This window comes from Phyllobacterium sp. YR531 (assembly GCF_000282595.1).
Lineage (GTDB): Bacteria > Pseudomonadota > Alphaproteobacteria > Rhizobiales > Rhizobiaceae > Phyllobacterium.
This window is the reverse complement of sequence record NZ_AKIZ01000001.1, coordinates 1-16373: the sequence shown is the minus strand read 5'-3', so window position 1 is coordinate 16373 and position 16373 is coordinate 1. Positions and strand designations below refer to the sequence as shown.

Here is a 16373-nt window from a genome sequence, read left to right as displayed (position 1 = left end):
TGAAATCGAACGCGAGTCTACGGAATTCGACGTAGTGATCGTCGGCGCCGGGCCGGCATGACTGGCAGCAGCGATCCGGCTGAAGCAGGTTAATCCGGAGCTTTCGGTCGTCGTTCTTGAAAAGGGCGCGGAAGTGGGCGAGCATATTCTCTCCGGCGCCGTAGTCGATCCGATCGGCGTTGACCGACTCCTGCCGGGATGGCGCGAACAAGAGGGGCATCCCTTCAAGACAAAGGTGAAGGACGACCAGTTTCTTTTCCTCGGTTCATCTGCGTCGCTTCGATTGCCGAATTTCATGATGCCGCCGTTGATGAATAATCACGGCAATTATATCGTCTCGCTTGGGCTGGTCTGTCGCTGGCTGGCGGAAAAGGCCGAAGCGCTCGACGTTGAGATCTATCCGGGCTTTGCCGCAACGGAAGTCCTCTATAATAACGAAGGCGCGGTGATTGGCATCGCCACCGGCGATATGGGCATCGAGAAGGATGACGAACCGGGTCCGAACTTCACCCGCGGCATGGAGCTGCACGGCAAATATGTGCTGATCTGCGAGGGCGTGCGCGGTTCGCTAGCCAAGCAGCTGATCGCCAAGTTCGACCTTTCCAAGGATCGCGAGCCGCAAAAATTCGGCATCGGCATCAAGGAACTGTGGCAAGTCAAGCCGGAGAACCACAAGCCCGGCCTGGTGCAGCATTCCTTCGGCTGGCCGCTCGATATGAAGACCGGCGGTGGCTCCTTCCTCTATCATCTAGAAGACAACACCGTTGCAGTCGGCTTCGTCGTCCACCTAAACTACAAGAACCCCTATCTTTATCCTTTCGAGGAATTCCAGCGCTTCAAGACCCACCCGGCGATCGGCGGCACATTCGAGGGCGGCAAGCGCCTGTCCTACGGCGCCCGCGCCATCACTGAGGGCGGTTATCAGTCGGTGCCAAAACTGACCTTCCCGGGCGGCGCGTTGATCGGCTGTTCCGCCGGTTTCGTCAACATGCCGCGCATCAAGGGCAGCCACAACGCCGTGCTGTCGGGCATGTTGGCGGCGGAGAAGATCGCCGCGGCGATTTCGGTCGGCCGCGCCCATGACGAGGTGGCGGAGATCGAGGCGGAATGGCGCGAAGGCGATATTGGCAAGGATCTGAAGCGGGTGCGCAACGTCAAGCCGCTGTGGTCGAAGTTCGGCACGCTGGTCGGCGTTGGGCTGGGCGGTCTCGACATGTGGACGAACCAGCTGTTCGGCTTTTCCTTCTTCGGCACGCTGAAGCACGGCAAGACGGATGCACAAAGCTTGGAAGCGGCCTCCAAACACAAGCCGATCGCCTATCCGAGGCCGGACGGGGCTCTGACCTTCGACCGTCTTTCATCGGTGTTCCTATCCTCCACCAACCATGAGGAGAACCAGCCGGTGCATCTTCAGGTGAAGGACATGGAGTTGCAGAAGCGTTCCGAACACGACGTCTATGCCGGCCCCTCGACGCGTTATTGTCCGGCAGGCGTTTATGAATGGGTGGAGAAGGACGGCGAGGAAACTTACGTGATCAACGCGCAGAACTGCGTGCATTGCAAGACCTGCGACATCAAGGACCCCAACCAGAACATCAACTGGGTGCCGCCGCAGGGTGGCGAAGGACCCTTCTACGCTAACATGTAGCGGATCGGGCCGGCATCTGAAATTCGCGTCTGATCCCCGCGCGGGATCAGACCGATAAGCCATGCGATAGAAAGTCAGGAAAATGACCGTCACATCCTTATACTTCGGGCTAGTGTTCGAGATGGTGAGAAAGCAGTTCGAAATGTCACCGATCACCTGCAAACGCCGCAGCATCAGCGTGAAAGAGTGTTCTACCCCACCCTCACTTGCGATTTCATGGCACCGTTGGAGATCGGAGCGTTTGCTTCAATCCGTCCACGGGTGACAAAGAAGATGAGCAAGATGGCTTTCCTCACGGGCACGATTGAATCGGGCGGAACTGTCATGTCGGCGCAAGGCATCTGGAAAGTGAACCAAAAGAGGCGAGAAGAAGGTCAACGAACCATTCGCTCAAAGCGCCTTGCGAAAGTGAAGTTCATATGAGCGGATAGTCATCTCCGCTCGTGTCCGATGTAAGCTGAAAGCACTGTCCTATTGCATAATGTCGGGTCGAAAGGCCGTGTGCTGATTTATGAATTGCACCATTCTCGCGGTTCGGGGTTGACTGATGACATATTCGGGGGGGCCGTCCTCTTTGATCTGTCCACCATCGAAGAAGATCACCCGGTCGGCAACGTTTGCAGCAAAACTGATCTCATGAGTGACCACGATCATCGTCATTCCGCGGTCGCTAAGGGCCTTCATTACGTCCAAAACTTCACTGATCATTTCCGGATCAAGGGCCGAGGTTGGTTCGTCAAATAAAACTGCGTCCGGTTCCATTGCGAGCGCTCGCGCGATCGCAACCCGCTGCTGTTGTCCTCCGGAAAGCTGGCCGGGATATTTGCCATTCATTCCAGCCATCCCGACAATTTCCAACAAGCTGGAGGCAGCCTTTCGAGCAACATCGTGTGAAATACGTCTTATCTTACATGGACCCAGTGAAATATTTTCTTCCACTGTCAGGTGGGGGAACAGGTTGAAATTCTGAAAAACCATGCCCATCCGCTGACGAACTGAGACCAAGTCGCGCTCCAGATATTCGATGGCGCCTACCTTTGACTTGCACCCAACCTGTTTTCCTTTGAAGAAAATCTCCCCCTCAGTCGGTGTCTCAAGCAGATTCAGGCAGCGCAGCAGTGTGCTTTTGCCTGAGCCGCTCGGGCCAATGATGGCGATCGTCTCTCCTTCGTTGACCGAAAAATTTACGCCGTTTACCGCCGAATGAGATCCATAGCGCTTAACCAGGTCGTTACATCTCAAGAGTTCATTCATATTTCCCACCTGTGGCAAATTTTTCTGATTGCTGTCAGTCACGAACGCGCAGGCGCTTTTCGAATGCGAGCGACACATAGCTTAAAGGGATAAGAATGAGGGTGAAGATCAGTGTCAGGATAGTGTAGGATTCAAGCGACCGATATTCCAAGTCCGAGATATAGCCCACGTAATAGACAAGTTCCTTGTATGCGATGATCGATGCCAAAGACGTGAGTTTTACCGTCTCAATGAACTGGTTTGTTGCGGCGGGGATCATCCGCTTGATGGCTTGCGGCAATATGATATAGCGCATCTGCTGAATATAGGTGAACCCGATCGCTCGGCCTGCCTCCCACTGCCCTCTCTCGATAGACTGGATCCCGCCACGATAGACTTCCGCCATGAATGCGCTCGTATAAATGGAAAACGCGATAGCCGCCGCGACGAGGGGCTGAGGCTGCATGCCTGTCAATATCGGAAGCGCGTAAAACAACCACAGAAGCTGAACAAGCGGAGGCGTGTTGCGGAATATCTCGACGTAACAACTTGCCGGAATGCGAATGAATTGGCGTTTGCTGGTGCGCGCGACCCCTATCAAGGCTCCCAACGTAAACCCGAACATGGTGACCAGGCACGATAGCAGCAGCGTCCCTGCAATGCCGTAGATCAGCATGCTGTAATGGTTGGACAGAAAGCTGAAATCCCAGGAATATTCGTTCATCTGCCCAGCCTCTCGATCGAAAAGCGATCTTCCAGATATCTGACCAGGAAGCTGCAAGTCGTTATGATGACGACGTAAATGAAGGCGACCACCGTATACGTTTCGATAGGACGATAGGTCGATGATGTCATGATCGATGCCTGATAAGTGAGTTCACCGAAGGCGATTGCGGCCGCGATGCTGGTACTCTTAAAAATTGTGATTAATAGGTTGAACGAAACCGGGATCATCCGGCGAATCGCCTGGGGCAAGATAACATACCTGAGAGCATGCAAGCGGTGAATGCCGAGCGCTGCAGCGGCCTCCCACTGCTGCTGGCTGATGGAACTGACTGCCCCACGAAATATCTCGGAAAAATAGGCAGCAGACTGAAGGCCGATCGCCAGAAGAGCGGCTTCAAAAGGGGAAATCTCCACACCAGCCAATACCGGGAGCGCGAAATAAAACCATAACATGAGAACGAGAACCGCAGAGGTGCGGAAAAAGTCGACAAAAATCCGGCCGACAATTTGTAATGGCCAGAAACCGGACATACGCATCAGGCCGATAGCAAGTCCAAGAGGAATGGCTAGAATTATGCACCAGAAGGTTAACTCTAAACTGGACAATGTCCCTGTAAGCAAGGCATCCCATTTACGAAATATAGTCCCGAAGTCCCATTGGTAAGGCATTCTATAGCTTTCTCAACAGAGGTCATCGATTAGACCGGTTCCGCGTGGAGGAACCGGTCTACGGCAATCCTTCGCGGTTTCGAAGCATCACCACCGCTCTTTGATCATCGAGACGAAGTACTTCTCATCCACGCCACGGTATTTCATGAACTCCCGGTATACCTCGTCAATTTTCCCCGTAGAATAAAAGAAGGTGGCGCATGCCGAGAGGAAATCTTTGAACCGGTTATTGGGCTCCCATCGAAAGCCAGTGCCAGCGGGTAGAGGGACAAACGGGGAAGGGTTAAGCACCTTTCCGAGTTTCAGTTGCGCCGCTGTCTGTGCCAAACCCGGGGCTACAGCGCAAACAGCATCGACCCTGCGTGAACGGAATGCTGCATTTACCTGAGAGCTTTCCTGCAAGCGAACTATGTTTGCATTGGGTGTGGTTTTGGTTAAAAACTGATCCATCGACGAGCCGAGTAGCGTTGCGATCTTCGTTTCGGGTGTGTTGAACTCCGCCCAGGTGGAACGTGTCTCTGCCTCCGCCACCCACAGCGCAAGCGGATAATAACCGATCGGAACGCTTAGGAAATCAATCGCTTTGGCGCGCTGCGGTGTAGCGTCGAGGATGAACATCAGGTCAAATTGGTTGGCTTGAAGTCCTGCCACCGCGTTTCCCCAAGTGGTTTCCACAACGGACAAGTCCACTTCAAGGCCTTCAGCCACGGCTTTCGCCATGCCAATCCCGATTCCTCGCCATGTCGTGCTGCCTGATGTGGCGCCTCCTGGCGCATCGCTTTGAACTTCGTCCTTGAAGTACCAAGGCTCCGCCACCGCAGCGCCGACTCGCAATGTTCTGGAACTCATTATCTGGTCCCAGGTGCCGCTCGGCCCGCTTTGCGCCGAACTTTCTCTCGCGCCAGCTGCGATGATACCGGCGGCAGCTGCAGTAACCCCTGCAACTGGTATCAGTTTCATAAGATTGCGTCGTGCTATATCCATATCCGTTCCCCTTTCCTTTCATTGACAACATTGCTGCTTCAAAGGCTTTTTATTGCGGCCTGATATCTCCCGAAAAAAGCTGTTTTAGAATTCCATTCGCGCTCCCACACGAGTCGATCATCGTGCTGAGGATCATGCTCAATACGAGTGTCGGTAGCGAAAACTATCGTTGATCTGGTCGCCCCATTGTAAGGCGGAACCTGGGGAATACCCGAGTGACTTGGGTCGCCTGTGCGTGCGAAAGCGAGCCACGCCCCTTGCATTTCCTCGCTCAGCCGTCTGGCCTCATCATCGTTACGTGTGAAGCCGGCATGATCGAGCGTACCAAAGATAAAAAGCGCTTCGCTGCCGTGCGTTACTTTCGCTTTTGGCTCCGAATTGCGTTGCCAGTCGAGACTGTACATAAAGGTGTTGCTCTTGAGGCTCGACCGAAGCTCCGCTACCTGGATCGAGCCCATACGGAACGTCCAGTCGGTCCATATGGCTCTGTATATTGCCGCCTGATCGGCGTCGGGTCGGGTTTTCCGATAACCTTCGAAAATCCTGTCAGTGTGTTGCCCCAGAGATTTTCGAAGCTCATCTCTCGTACCAAAATTCATGTCAAAGCGGACATCGTAATCGGCTTCATTGGCGGTCAGGCCGATAAACATAGGTACATCGAGGGTGGACCCGTCGAGCAAAGCGTCTTCCGCGCTTTTAGGAAGGACGATGCCGTCGGCTACCGGACGCCACGCCATGATGCCTTCCCATGTGTCTTGGAGCGCCTCGACAAATTCTCTCGTCGTCAGCGTAAGCAGTTCGTCAATATCCTTGCACCCGGCAGATGACAAAAAACGTCGGGACATGCTATCAGCCTCCGGTCGTGACATCGTCAGATATCTGAAACCGGGTGCAAACGGTCCTGCCTGACATATCGCGCGGTGGAGAAGTCCTCTGGCTGAGGGCATCGCAAGAAGCGTCGAGACTTTCATTGCCCCGCCAGATTCCCCGAAAACGGTCACATTTGCTGGATCACCACCAAACTCCTCGATGTTTTCGGCAACCCATCTGAGCGCAAATACGATATCCTGCATGCCGAGATTGGCCGATCTGTTCTGGAAAGGACCGGGTTCGTTCAGATAAAGATATCCGTGCGCACCCAGCCGATGGGAGGGCGCGACGACAACGACCTCGCCGTTCCGCGCCAATTTTGTCCCATCCTCGCGAGCTCCTGAGGGGCATCCTGTTGTAAAGCCACCGCCGTGGAGCCAAACCATTACTGGCCTCTTCGCCCCCGGATCGACGGATGGTGTCCATATGTTCAGAAAGAGCCCTTCCTCCGAGATCGGTTCGTCAGTGCGAGGCCCGAAGAAGAACTCGCGGCAAGCTGGTGCCACCTCGTTAACAGATTCTCGTGGCTGAGGGCTTCTGGGTGCGTTGCAACGCAAAATCCGCACATCTGTCCAGCTTGAAGGCGCGCGCGGAGGCAGGAAGCGGGCATCACCGCTTATATGATCCCCGAACTGTATGCCAGCAAACTTGGTGACGCCGTTGATGATTTCGCCTTGGACGGGCCCGTATATTGTTTTTGCGATCGGTTTATCTGAATTCATTACCAACAAATCTAACGTGAATACTCTGATCTCTCGCTGCGATAATTGATCTCCGTTTTATTTATGACAATCTGCTGAATTGGTGTTTTTACACCAAACGGCGTTTGCTATGGTGTATTATGACAAGCGCTAGGATAGCTGACATTGCGAGAGAGGCGGGCGTCGGGACGACGACGGTCGATCGCGTCCTGAACGATCGAGGAAATGTCTCGGCAGAGGTGGCAAAACGGGTCGTCGATGCCGCGACGCGCCTAGGGAGTCGCCGAATCCTGCCGGACGCACATCGTCCGCTGTCGCGTATTCAGCTCCTGCTTCCTGAGCCTCAGAGCGACTTCAGAATCCGTTTGGCGCATGCGTTTCGAGAATTCCGAAATATCGTCGACCGTAACCTCAGTATCCAGATCGACTATTGCGATCCCTTCGATGCGGTCGCTATTGCGAGGGCGATTAATTCATCGAATGCTCAGGCAATCGCCTTTGCGGGCACGAATGACGTCATTCTTCAACACGCGGTTGAGAATGCGAAGCAGCGTGGGATCTATATAGCAACGATCATCGGCGATATCCCGAATACCGCTCGCGACGTTTATATTGGAATTGATAATCGTGCAGCAGCACGCACTGCAGTCTGGCTCACATCATCTCGTCTCGAAAAATCTGGTTCAGCTGTCATTCTGACGAGCGGAATAGACGGGGCAGGTCTTTCCGGTCGCATAGATGGATTTAGGGATGCGCTTGCCCAGTATCTTCCCGGCGTAACGCTTGCAGGGGTTCACGTTACGAATGATGATCACAGGCAATGCTATAACGTGCTCTCTCAAGCACTCCATAAAAATGAGGACGTAGTCCTGGTCTACAATTGCGGCGCCGCAAATGAGATGATTGGCGAGGTTCTCAAACGGCAGAAATGTCAAAGACAGATCTGCTTTATCGGGCACGAGCTCACACCGATCACGAGCGCAATGCTGAAAACCGGAGAGATGTTCCTGTGCATTGACCAGAACCCCGATCTCATGGCACGGCGCGCGATTGAACGCATGGCCGCATGGTGCGGTTTTACCGCAGGACTTGTTCGTGAAGACAGGCAAGTGGACTTCATCCCGTTCACCCTGCACACAAGAGAAAATTGCTGAATTCATTGCTGGAACGGCAACAGCACTTTAGGCAACGTCGTTGGCTGAGTTCGACGTAAGTCATGTGACAGCACGAGAAAATCGCTGCATAGCTTGGATAAAGATTCTCGCCAAAGCCGCTTTTGAGAGGACGGGCCATGATGCCACCCTGGCAAAATCTTTAGATTTTCCTTACTGCTTCGGCTATCTTCGTCCAGACGCGTCCTCAGGGGTGCTCGACCTCTCTCGATAAAGCTAAGTGGGTGGAATGTTTAGGCAACGCACTGAGCGCTCCAGATTGCAGGAAGTCGCCGAATTGGCCGGCGTAGGCATAGCAACCGTCGGTCGCGTCTTGAACGAACGGGGGGGCGTCAAGCCGGAAACGGCGCGCAAGGTGATCGCAGCGGCGCGGGAATTGGGTTTACCTCGTATTCTTCCTTCGCCATATCAAAGGGTCTTACGCTTCGAGGTTCTCCTCTCCCGACCCGATCTCCCCCTCATCGGTCGAATGAGCCGCGAATTCAGCATCCTGAGTGAAAGTCTTGGCAGAACGGCGCTTATTCTCCGCAGCATCTTGGCTGACGATAGAGCGGAACACTTTGCCGAACGCATGCGGACGACAGAGGCTGACGCGGTCATCACCTACGCTCCAAATAAAGAGCCCGTATTGGAGGCGGCGGCCACTCTCGTGGCAAGGGGAATACCTTTGATTACCCTTATCTCCGATCTACCCGCACATTTGCGCCTCACGTACGCAGGACCGGACCACCGGGCCTCAGGGCTTACGGCGGGATGGTTCATTGCACGCATGGCTAAGCCAGGTGAGGTTCTCGTATTATGCAATCATCAACAATATCAGGCTCACTTGATGCGGCTCCAAGGTTTAAAAGATGCCCTCACACGCCATTCCGATCAACACACGATCGCCGAGGTTATCGATGAAGGTGACCAAGGGAGGATGTCGTCCCTGCTATTGAAAGCTGCTGTCCGCCGGTATCAACGAGTTACGGCGATTTACGATGCTGGCGCCGCTCATCAAGCCGTAGAGGCAGTGATAAAACAATATCCCCTCGGTTCAAGGCCCACATTTATCGGCCATGAATTGACTGATCAAACGCGACGAATGATCGATGAGGGAACCATGGACCTCGCGATTGATCAGAATCCTGAGCGTCAAGCTAGGTTCGCCCTTGAAACACTCTTGGCATATTTCAAAATCGACGACCGTCCGATCTTACCGAACACAAGTGGGCAAGCACCTTTTACCGTGCATGGACCTTACAATATCGGGATTTGAAGCCGTGAGCTGGCACAATCCATGTCTCGCATACAGATCAGCTCAGGGGCGTGAGGCGGCCGGTCGCCGACGTCAATAATCTGGGCTGCATATCTAGGAAATGATCGAAATCGATCAAAAACGCCAGTCGTAATGTTTCGCTGGGCGTAATATCGTATGTCACAGCTATTGAATGCCAAAAAGCATATCTACTCGAGCGAACTTAATATTCGTAGTAGAGGGAGGAGGAACCCACTGCTATATTCAAAGATATCGATGTCAAGTGGGTCTCACGTCTAGGAAGTCACAAAGCAACTTTCCGCCTGAGACGGATAAACCTTTGACTTTGCCGAGTTGTCATAATTGGCCTTGAGGTTACGCGTCATAGTGTCAACGGGCGCTGTATCGTTGCGAGCTATGGTGGTCGAGCTTAGCAAAACTCCAGACCACCAACGCCTTTACCCAATTGGAAATGAAAGTCTGCCCGGGAGGAAGAAACTATGAAGATCACATTCGACACCAGCGCCTTCTGGGTGAAGGAAGGCAGCCGGATCAAGACAGGTATGGAGTTTGAGGAAGTCTATCATAAGGTCGCAGAGGCCGGATACGAATATGTCTCCCCATATGATCTATATTTTCCTGGCTATTGGAAGCGACCGAAGGCTACAAACGCAGAGGTTGCGTGGCACGCTAAGGCGATTGAGAGAGCTGGTTTAAAAATCGCCTCTCTGACTACCGGTTTTCGCCTTGCCGATACGGATGAATTCGTACGCCAGTATGCCGTCGATTGCTGGAAGCGCATGATCGAAATCGGCGAACAGATGGGAGCGCAAGTATTTAACTCCGAACTCGGTGGCAGCAGGGCTACACCTGAGTTATGCGAAGCGAAACTCATGCGTTCGCTTGATGAGTTGCTTCCCGTTTTTGAGCGCAAAGGCATGCGGTTGGATATACAGGCCCACCCCGATGATTTTTATGAGCGTAACGATGATACGGTCGACATTATTAGGTACTACGACTCGTCATCTTTCGCTTACATCTATTCGATTCCGCATACATTTCATTACGATGAAGGTGTCGGCGATGTGAAGCGTATGTTGCGGTATGCTGGCAAACACCTCAAGCATATTCTGGTCGCGGATACATACGACCATACAAAGCTTTTTCGAAACAACATCAACCCGCCAGCAGCGTTCTGGAATGGTTCGATCAGAAGCCATCTACATCTCGGCGAGCTCGGTGTCGGCGATATTCCATTTGACGATCTCTTTGCGGCGCTCCGTGAACTGGGTTTCGGGGAGCAAGAGGACACGATTGCGAATTTTAATCCGCTTGGTTTCCCCGAACGAGCGGTCATCGATGGTCGACAAGTGAAAGCGCGATTGGAGAAGGAGTTATTGGGGGAAAAGGCGCCATAACACAACACGTCGCGCAAATGTGCCGGTTAACGACCACTTGGAGGCTGGTGGCGTGAAACTCCGGCCAGATGGGTAAAGACAGACAAATTTCTACAGGGAGGAAAAGCATGAGAAACGTTTATCTTACTATGGTCGCAGCAGGTGCTGCAATTCTTGTCGTGTTGGCAAACGCTGCTTCGGCGCAGGAGGGCAAAAGCATCTACGTGATCGGCGCCCGTTCTGACGACGCCTTCTTCGCCGTCATAAAGAAGGGCGTTGATGATGCCGCAAAAGCGATGCAGCCTTATGGAGGATCGGTCAAGTATTTGGCTCTGCAAAGTTACGATAAGATTGGAGCCGATACTGCAGACTTGGTTCGCACAGCTACTAACCAAGGTGCTGCCGGTATAGCTGTTCCGAATTGGGTGCCAGAAGCAGAAAATCCAGCGATTACTGCGGCAATATCGGCAGGTATACCTGTAATGCTATATAATTCTGGAAGCGTTGATGTCGCCAATGCCGTCGGTGCGCTAAATTACATCGGCACCGACGACAAATTAGCTGGAATTGAAGGTGGAAAGTATCTTGCGCAAAATGGGGCGACTAACGCGGTGTGCGTTAATACCGTCCCAGGTTCAGCAAATTTGGAGGCACGGTGCGGCGGTATTGCTGAGGCAATGACCGCAGCCGGCAAAGCAGCAAAGCAGTTGCCGTTGCCGGCGACAAGTTTCGGAGATCCAATTGCCGTAACGGAAGCGATCAAGGCGCGACTGCTGAATGATCCGACAATCGACAGCGTGATTACGGTCGGTCAAGTCGATGCGGATAGCGCGGCGAATGCAATCGCGCAAGCCGGTGCTAACGGGCGTGTAAAGCTCGCTAGCTTCGATGTGAGCCAGAGGGTCTTAAATCGGATCAAGGATGGCACTCAAATGTTCGCCATCGATCAGCAGCCATATCTCCAAGGCTTTCTGGCAACATCGTTGCTTCACTCTTATGTGGCGTTTGGCAGTGCTGTACCGACAAAACCGATCCTGACCGGTCCCACCATCGTCGATAGCTCCAACGTCGAGCAGGTCCTCGCAGGAGCTAAGCAGGGAACGCGTTAAACATCGACCATCGCGTTTGATGCCGCCGACGCCCGTCGACCTTTGCCGCCGAAGAACACGGGTCGTCGGTACTAACCAAGGAGGAGCCTGATTCGTGAATACAACACAAAATATCCCGGCTAAGCATTTAGATGAACTGCCCAATGCCAGATTTGACCTCGGCCTACTTATCCGGCGTCCAGAAGTTGGCGCATTTATAGGACTGGCCTTCGTCTTTGGTTTCTTTGCCTTCTTTGGAAACGCCAACTTTGTGCTTCCCATAGGTGCTGCAAGCTATCTCAATGTTGCCGCTAACCTGGGCATCGTGGCACTCCCTGTCGGACTATTGATGATCGCTGGCGAGCTCGACATTTCGATCGGAGCGATGATCCCTGCAGGTGCAATGACCGTTGCCATCGTTTCGGGCCACTACGGTGCACCGATTGTCGTAGGGATTGGCGCTTCCCTTCTTCTCGGGTTTGTCATCGGCCTGATCAACGGAATCCTTACGATCAGAACCGGGGTGCCCTCTCTGATCGTGACGCTCGGAACCTTGTTCGCCGTTCAAGGGCTTGTTCTCGGTGTCTCAGTCGCTTTGACGGGGAGCACTTCTGTCCCGCTAAGTGCGCCGGACTGGATCAAGACGGTGTTTGGCTCCTACGTGGCCAACAGTTTTCAGGTCACGATTTTCTGGTGGTTGGCTTTTGTGGTGATGTGTTTCTTCGTGCTTCACATGTCGCGCTACGGCAATTGGATCTTCGCCATGGGCGGTGATCGAGAGAGCGCTCGAAATGTGGGAATCCCAACAGAACGTTTGACCGTCGCCCTTTTTGCCACCTCTTCTATGAGCGCATCTTTTGTCGGGATGTGTCAGACCATCCTTTACAGTTCGGCCCAGGTATCTGGGGGCATGTCCTATATCTTCAATTCGATCGTCACTGTTGTGGTTGGAGGTGTCCTGCTGACGGGAGGCTTCGGCTCAGTCGTGGGAATTTTCTTCGGAACACTCACTTTCGCCGTCGTAAGCCAGGGAATCTATTTCACGCAGTTCGACGCCAATTGGGCCAGCCTCATCATCGGTGTCCTGCTGCTGCTCGCGGTGCTGACAAACAATACTTTCCGGAAAATGGCGCTCAGCTACAGTCCGAAAAAGGGGAGGACGTCATGAGCACACCCTTGATTGAGCTCAAAAATGTCACGAAATCGTTTGGCGTGATGGACGTACTCCATGGCATCACACTTAAGGTCAACAAAGGTGAAGTTCTTTGTTTGCTCGGTGACAATGGTGCCGGCAAGTCAACACTCATCAAGACGCTCTCCGGTGTTTACAAGCCTACGTCCGGTTCGTTTTCCATCGATGGGGAGAGGGTGAGCTTCGCAAGCCCTCGCGAAGCCCAGGACAAGGGCATTGCGACGGTTTATCAGTTCGGTGGAACATTTCCTCTCATGAGCATCGGTCGATGCTTTTTCATCGGTAACGAGCCAACGAAAAGTTTCGGGCCTTTCAGGGTTTATGATCGCAAACGTGCCAACCAAATTGCGGTAAAGGCGGTGCAAGACTTCGGGATCACGCGCATCGACGATGGCGATCGTCTTGTAGGGGGTATGTCTGGAGGAGAGCGCCAGTCATTGGCGATTGCCCGAGCAGTCTACTTTGGTGCCCGAGTCCTTATTCTCGATGAACCCACAGCTGCGCTTGGCGTCAAACAGGCGAGCCATGTTCTACGAATTGTTCTTGAAGCAAAGAAACGTGGACTAGCAGTGATCTTTATAACCCACCAGGTGACCCATGCCATGGCTGTGGGCGATCAGTTTGCCGTCTTGATCCGTGGGGGACTGGCTGCGAACTTTTCCAAAGGCGAGAAAACTCGCGAGGAGATTACCGATCTGATGGCGGGTGGCCAAACCCTCGCCAACTTAGATATCGATTTGGAGGAGTGACGCGGGGAATCATTGGTCATCCCCGTGTTTGTCAATCGCGAGAGCTATCGAGTGCGTAAAGCGCGTTGCTGAACGTCGCGTGACGGCGGCTGCGCGACGATAGGTCTGGATCACAGTCATTACCAGCCCTGCTCGGCGATTTGACCGCACCGGAGGTGCGTCCAGATGCCGCAAGTCAAAGTCAACGAAATGGCGCTTTGCGCCCAGGCGATGGCCGCCTCAGAGAGAGCCATCGAGGTGGCTACAGAGACAGGAGCTCTGTCTCTGTAGCCAAGGCAGGCCGGGCCAAAATGTGAACGCTGTATATATAAAGGACGTGAGAATGAAAAAAATTCGGATCGGTCTGGTTGGGGCCGGCTTCATCGGGAAAATGCATGTCAGTGCCATTCTTGCCCAGCAGGATATCTTCGAGGGGCGCAACGGTACTATAGAATGGGCAATCGTATGTGATGCGAATGGCGACGCAGCACAAGCCGTTGCGTCAAGGTACGGTTTCGAACGACATTCAGGCGATTGGCGGGATGCCCTGGCTTGCAAGCTTGATCTGCTTATCGTTGCTACGCCCAACGAGTCTCACTATGAAATCTCCAGGCAAGCTATCGAGCACGGCATAAACGTTTTTTGCGAAAAGCCGCTCACTACCGACCCGAGGCAGTCCCAAGAACTTTCGGACCTCGCGAAAACGAGACAGTGCTTCAACTACGTTGGATTTATCTACGTCACCGCGCCCCAGAACGTCTTTGTCAAAAACCTCGTGGTCTCCGGCAAACTGGGTAAAATAACGCGGGTTACCGGAACCTTTGACTACGGCGGCAAACTTGATCCAAACATGCCCATAAACTGGCGTATGAAAGATAAAAATTCCAAGAGCGGCGTCCTGGGCGATACGTGCACACATGTCCTCTCTACTCTCAAGGCTGTACTTGGTGACACAAAGCGTGTCGTCGGAATTCAAAGTACGATTATCAAGGAGCGGCCTATCGCTGTCGGAAGTTCCGAAATGGCAAAGGTACAAACCGATGACATCACGCAATTTCTGATCGAGTATAAGAATGGCACGATCGGTTCATTGGGATGCACGGGCCTGGGAGGCGGTCATCCTATCGGCATCGGTTATGAATTGCAGGGGCTGCTCGGCAGCGTTCGGGTCGAGCAGGACAACTTCAACGAAGTATATGTCCACTTCGGCAATGATGAATATCCTGGCTTCAAGAAGGTCAAGATCGCAGAGCAATATTCTGACGGAGTCTGGTGGGGCAGTTTCTCCGAGATGATGATGTTCCAGTTCAACAAAGTGTTCGATGCGCTTGTCAATGGCGCTGACTACGAATGCGATTTTTCCTTCGGCGCCGAAATAGACCGTGTCATCGATGCGATCCAACAATCCGCCGATGAAAACAGATGGGTTGACCTTTGAAACATTTCACGACTCGGACAAATATTTAGGAGGTTATCGATGCTTGATATCGCGACAGCTTTTGCTGGAATTGTTCGTCCATTGCCAATGCATATGGGCTTGTTCACCGAGGGCATGGGGCGACTGTCCTTTGACGATATGCTGGACACTGCCGCGGCAATGGGAATTCGAGGACTCGAGATCGGCGTTGGAGGATGGTCGACTTGTCCCCACATCGATGTCGGTGCGATCCTGGACTCCGAACAGGCTCGAAAGACCTACCTGTCCAAGATTGAGCAGCGAGGGATGACGCTCGACGTCCTTAATTGCTCTGCTAATCCGCTCGAACCAGGAGATCGTGGCAAGCAGCATAGGGAGGATATCTACAGGTCGTTTGAACTTGCGGAAGCTTTGGGGGTCGACACTATAATTTCACAGACAGGTTGCCCCGCGGGATCCGCTGAAGACAAATGCGTCAATTGGATTACCAGCTCCTTTCCTTTCGAAAACCTCGATATCTTGAAGTATCAGTGGGAGGTCTCGTTCGAATTCTGGGCGGGTGCCGTCAAAAAGGCCGCGGAACACGGGGTGAAAAAGATCGCGTTTGAGAATCATCCATCCAATATGGTCTACAATGTACGGACCATGAGGATCATGAGGAAGGAGCTTGGAGAGATAGTCGGAATGAACCTCGATCCGAGTCACGTCTTTTTTATGGGCGGCGACCCGATCGAAATGGCACGGGTCCTATGCCAAGAGAAATTGGTCTACCACGTCCATGCCAAGGATTGCCGGATCAACAAGAGCAATCGCGCACTTGATCTTATCGAGGTCCAGCCTTTCTGGGCGCCCGCCGCTGAGCGAGCCTGGAATTATGTTGCAGTCGGCTATGGTCATGACCACCTCTGGTGGAAGGAATTCTTCGCCACACTGGCCGCTGGATCTTATGTTGGTCCCGTTAGCATTGAAGTCGAGGACTTCCTTATGTCGAACGACCTTATGGCAATCGAGAGATCCGCGGACTTCCTCCGAGAAACCATGCTTAAGTGAGCGCCAGTAGAGTAGTTATCCTCATCGGGATCGCCGCTCTGCGCACCTTCTCGCACCTAATAGCAGTGATCTTCGGCCCACTTGCTTCTCCTGCGAGATCCACAGCGAGGCTTGTGCTTCATTCGTTTCGGTGCGGGCTCGCGTCATCCAGCTTCTGACGGAACTGACTGAGAGAAGGGGCCGGCGCTCCATCAGTGCCGTTTTGTCCAGGTCGCCTGGGCTCGGCCTGAAGAACGCGGTCGTCATGGTCGAGGGAAAAGC

The 16373-nt window shown here is 53.3% G+C and carries 15 protein-coding genes; 10 read left to right on the top strand and 5 right to left on the bottom strand.

Going from position 1 to position 16373, the window contains the following annotated elements; translation table 11 throughout:
- Positions 1-61 precede the first annotated feature (61 nt).
- Together PMI41_RS00075 and PMI41_RS00070 are read left to right on the top strand one after the other, a co-directional pair.
- Positions 62-1648, top strand: a complete 1587-nt coding sequence (locus PMI41_RS00075) for an electron transfer flavoprotein-ubiquinone oxidoreductase (protein ID WP_244423882.1) — start codon at positions 62-64, stop codon at positions 1646-1648.
- A 273-nt stretch (positions 1649-1921) separates the two neighbouring features.
- Positions 1922-2071 (top strand): hypothetical protein, encoded by a 150-nt coding sequence (locus PMI41_RS00070; RefSeq protein WP_157179259.1) that lies wholly within the window; start codon positions 1922-1924, stop codon positions 2069-2071.
- A 48-nt stretch (positions 2072-2119) separates the two neighbouring features.
- Here PMI41_RS00070 and PMI41_RS00065 read toward each other — a convergent pair whose 3' ends face one another.
- From PMI41_RS00065 to PMI41_RS00045, 5 genes are all read right to left on the bottom strand, one after another.
- Positions 2120-2902, bottom strand: a complete 783-nt coding sequence (locus PMI41_RS00065) for an amino acid ABC transporter ATP-binding protein (RefSeq protein WP_008120511.1) — start codon at positions 2900-2902, stop codon at positions 2120-2122.
- A gap of 34 nt (positions 2903-2936) precedes the next feature.
- A complete protein-coding gene (locus PMI41_RS00060) occupies positions 2937-3605 on the bottom strand; it encodes an amino acid ABC transporter permease (protein ID WP_008120509.1) in 669 nt (222 codons plus the stop codon).
- Positions 3602-4276, bottom strand: coding sequence for an amino acid ABC transporter permease (locus PMI41_RS00055; RefSeq protein ID WP_008120507.1), 675 nt, complete (start codon positions 4274-4276; stop codon positions 3602-3604). The genes PMI41_RS00060 and PMI41_RS00055 overlap by 4 nt, the downstream gene beginning before the upstream one ends.
- A gap of 87 nt (positions 4277-4363) precedes the next feature.
- Entirely contained in the window at positions 4364-5260 is an 897-nt protein-coding gene (locus tag PMI41_RS00050; protein WP_008120505.1) for a transporter substrate-binding domain-containing protein, read from the bottom strand.
- A gap of 38 nt (positions 5261-5298) precedes the next feature.
- Entirely contained in the window at positions 5299-6852 is a 1554-nt protein-coding gene (locus tag PMI41_RS00045) for a carboxylesterase family protein (RefSeq protein ID WP_008120504.1), read from the bottom strand.
- 119 nt (positions 6853-6971) lie between these two features.
- Here PMI41_RS00045 and PMI41_RS00040 point away from each other — a divergent pair, with 119 nt between their 5' ends.
- From PMI41_RS00040 to PMI41_RS00005, 8 genes are all read left to right on the top strand, one after another.
- Positions 6972-7985 carry a LacI family DNA-binding transcriptional regulator gene (locus PMI41_RS00040; RefSeq protein ID WP_008120501.1) on the top strand — a complete coding sequence of 338 codons (1014 nt, stop codon included), beginning with the start codon at positions 6972-6974 and terminating at the stop codon, positions 7983-7985.
- Positions 7986-8262: 277 nt separating this feature from the next.
- Entirely contained in the window at positions 8263-9261 is a 999-nt protein-coding gene (locus PMI41_RS00035; protein WP_040853341.1) for a LacI family DNA-binding transcriptional regulator, read from the top strand.
- Positions 9262-9740: 479 nt separating this feature from the next.
- A complete protein-coding gene (locus PMI41_RS00030) occupies positions 9741-10658 on the top strand; it encodes a sugar phosphate isomerase/epimerase family protein (protein ID WP_008120499.1) in 918 nt (305 codons plus the stop codon).
- A gap of 68 nt (positions 10659-10726) precedes the next feature.
- Complete coding sequence (locus tag PMI41_RS00025; protein ID WP_157179258.1) at positions 10727-11746, top strand: substrate-binding domain-containing protein; 1020 nt, start codon at positions 10727-10729, stop codon at positions 11744-11746.
- A gap of 136 nt (positions 11747-11882) precedes the next feature.
- Entirely contained in the window at positions 11883-12893 is a 1011-nt protein-coding gene (locus tag PMI41_RS00020) for an ABC transporter permease (protein ID WP_040853365.1), read from the top strand.
- On the top strand, positions 12890-13666 hold the full coding sequence (locus PMI41_RS00015; protein WP_008120493.1) for an ATP-binding cassette domain-containing protein: 777 nt from the start codon (positions 12890-12892) through the stop codon (positions 13664-13666). The genes PMI41_RS00020 and PMI41_RS00015 overlap by 4 nt, the downstream gene beginning before the upstream one ends.
- A gap of 322 nt (positions 13667-13988) precedes the next feature.
- Positions 13989-15083, top strand: coding sequence for a Gfo/Idh/MocA family oxidoreductase (locus tag PMI41_RS00010; protein ID WP_008120489.1), 1095 nt, complete (start codon positions 13989-13991; stop codon positions 15081-15083).
- Positions 15084-15122: 39 nt separating this feature from the next.
- Entirely contained in the window at positions 15123-16112 is a 990-nt protein-coding gene (locus tag PMI41_RS00005) for a sugar phosphate isomerase/epimerase (RefSeq protein ID WP_008120488.1), read from the top strand.
- Positions 16113-16373 lie beyond the last annotated feature (261 nt).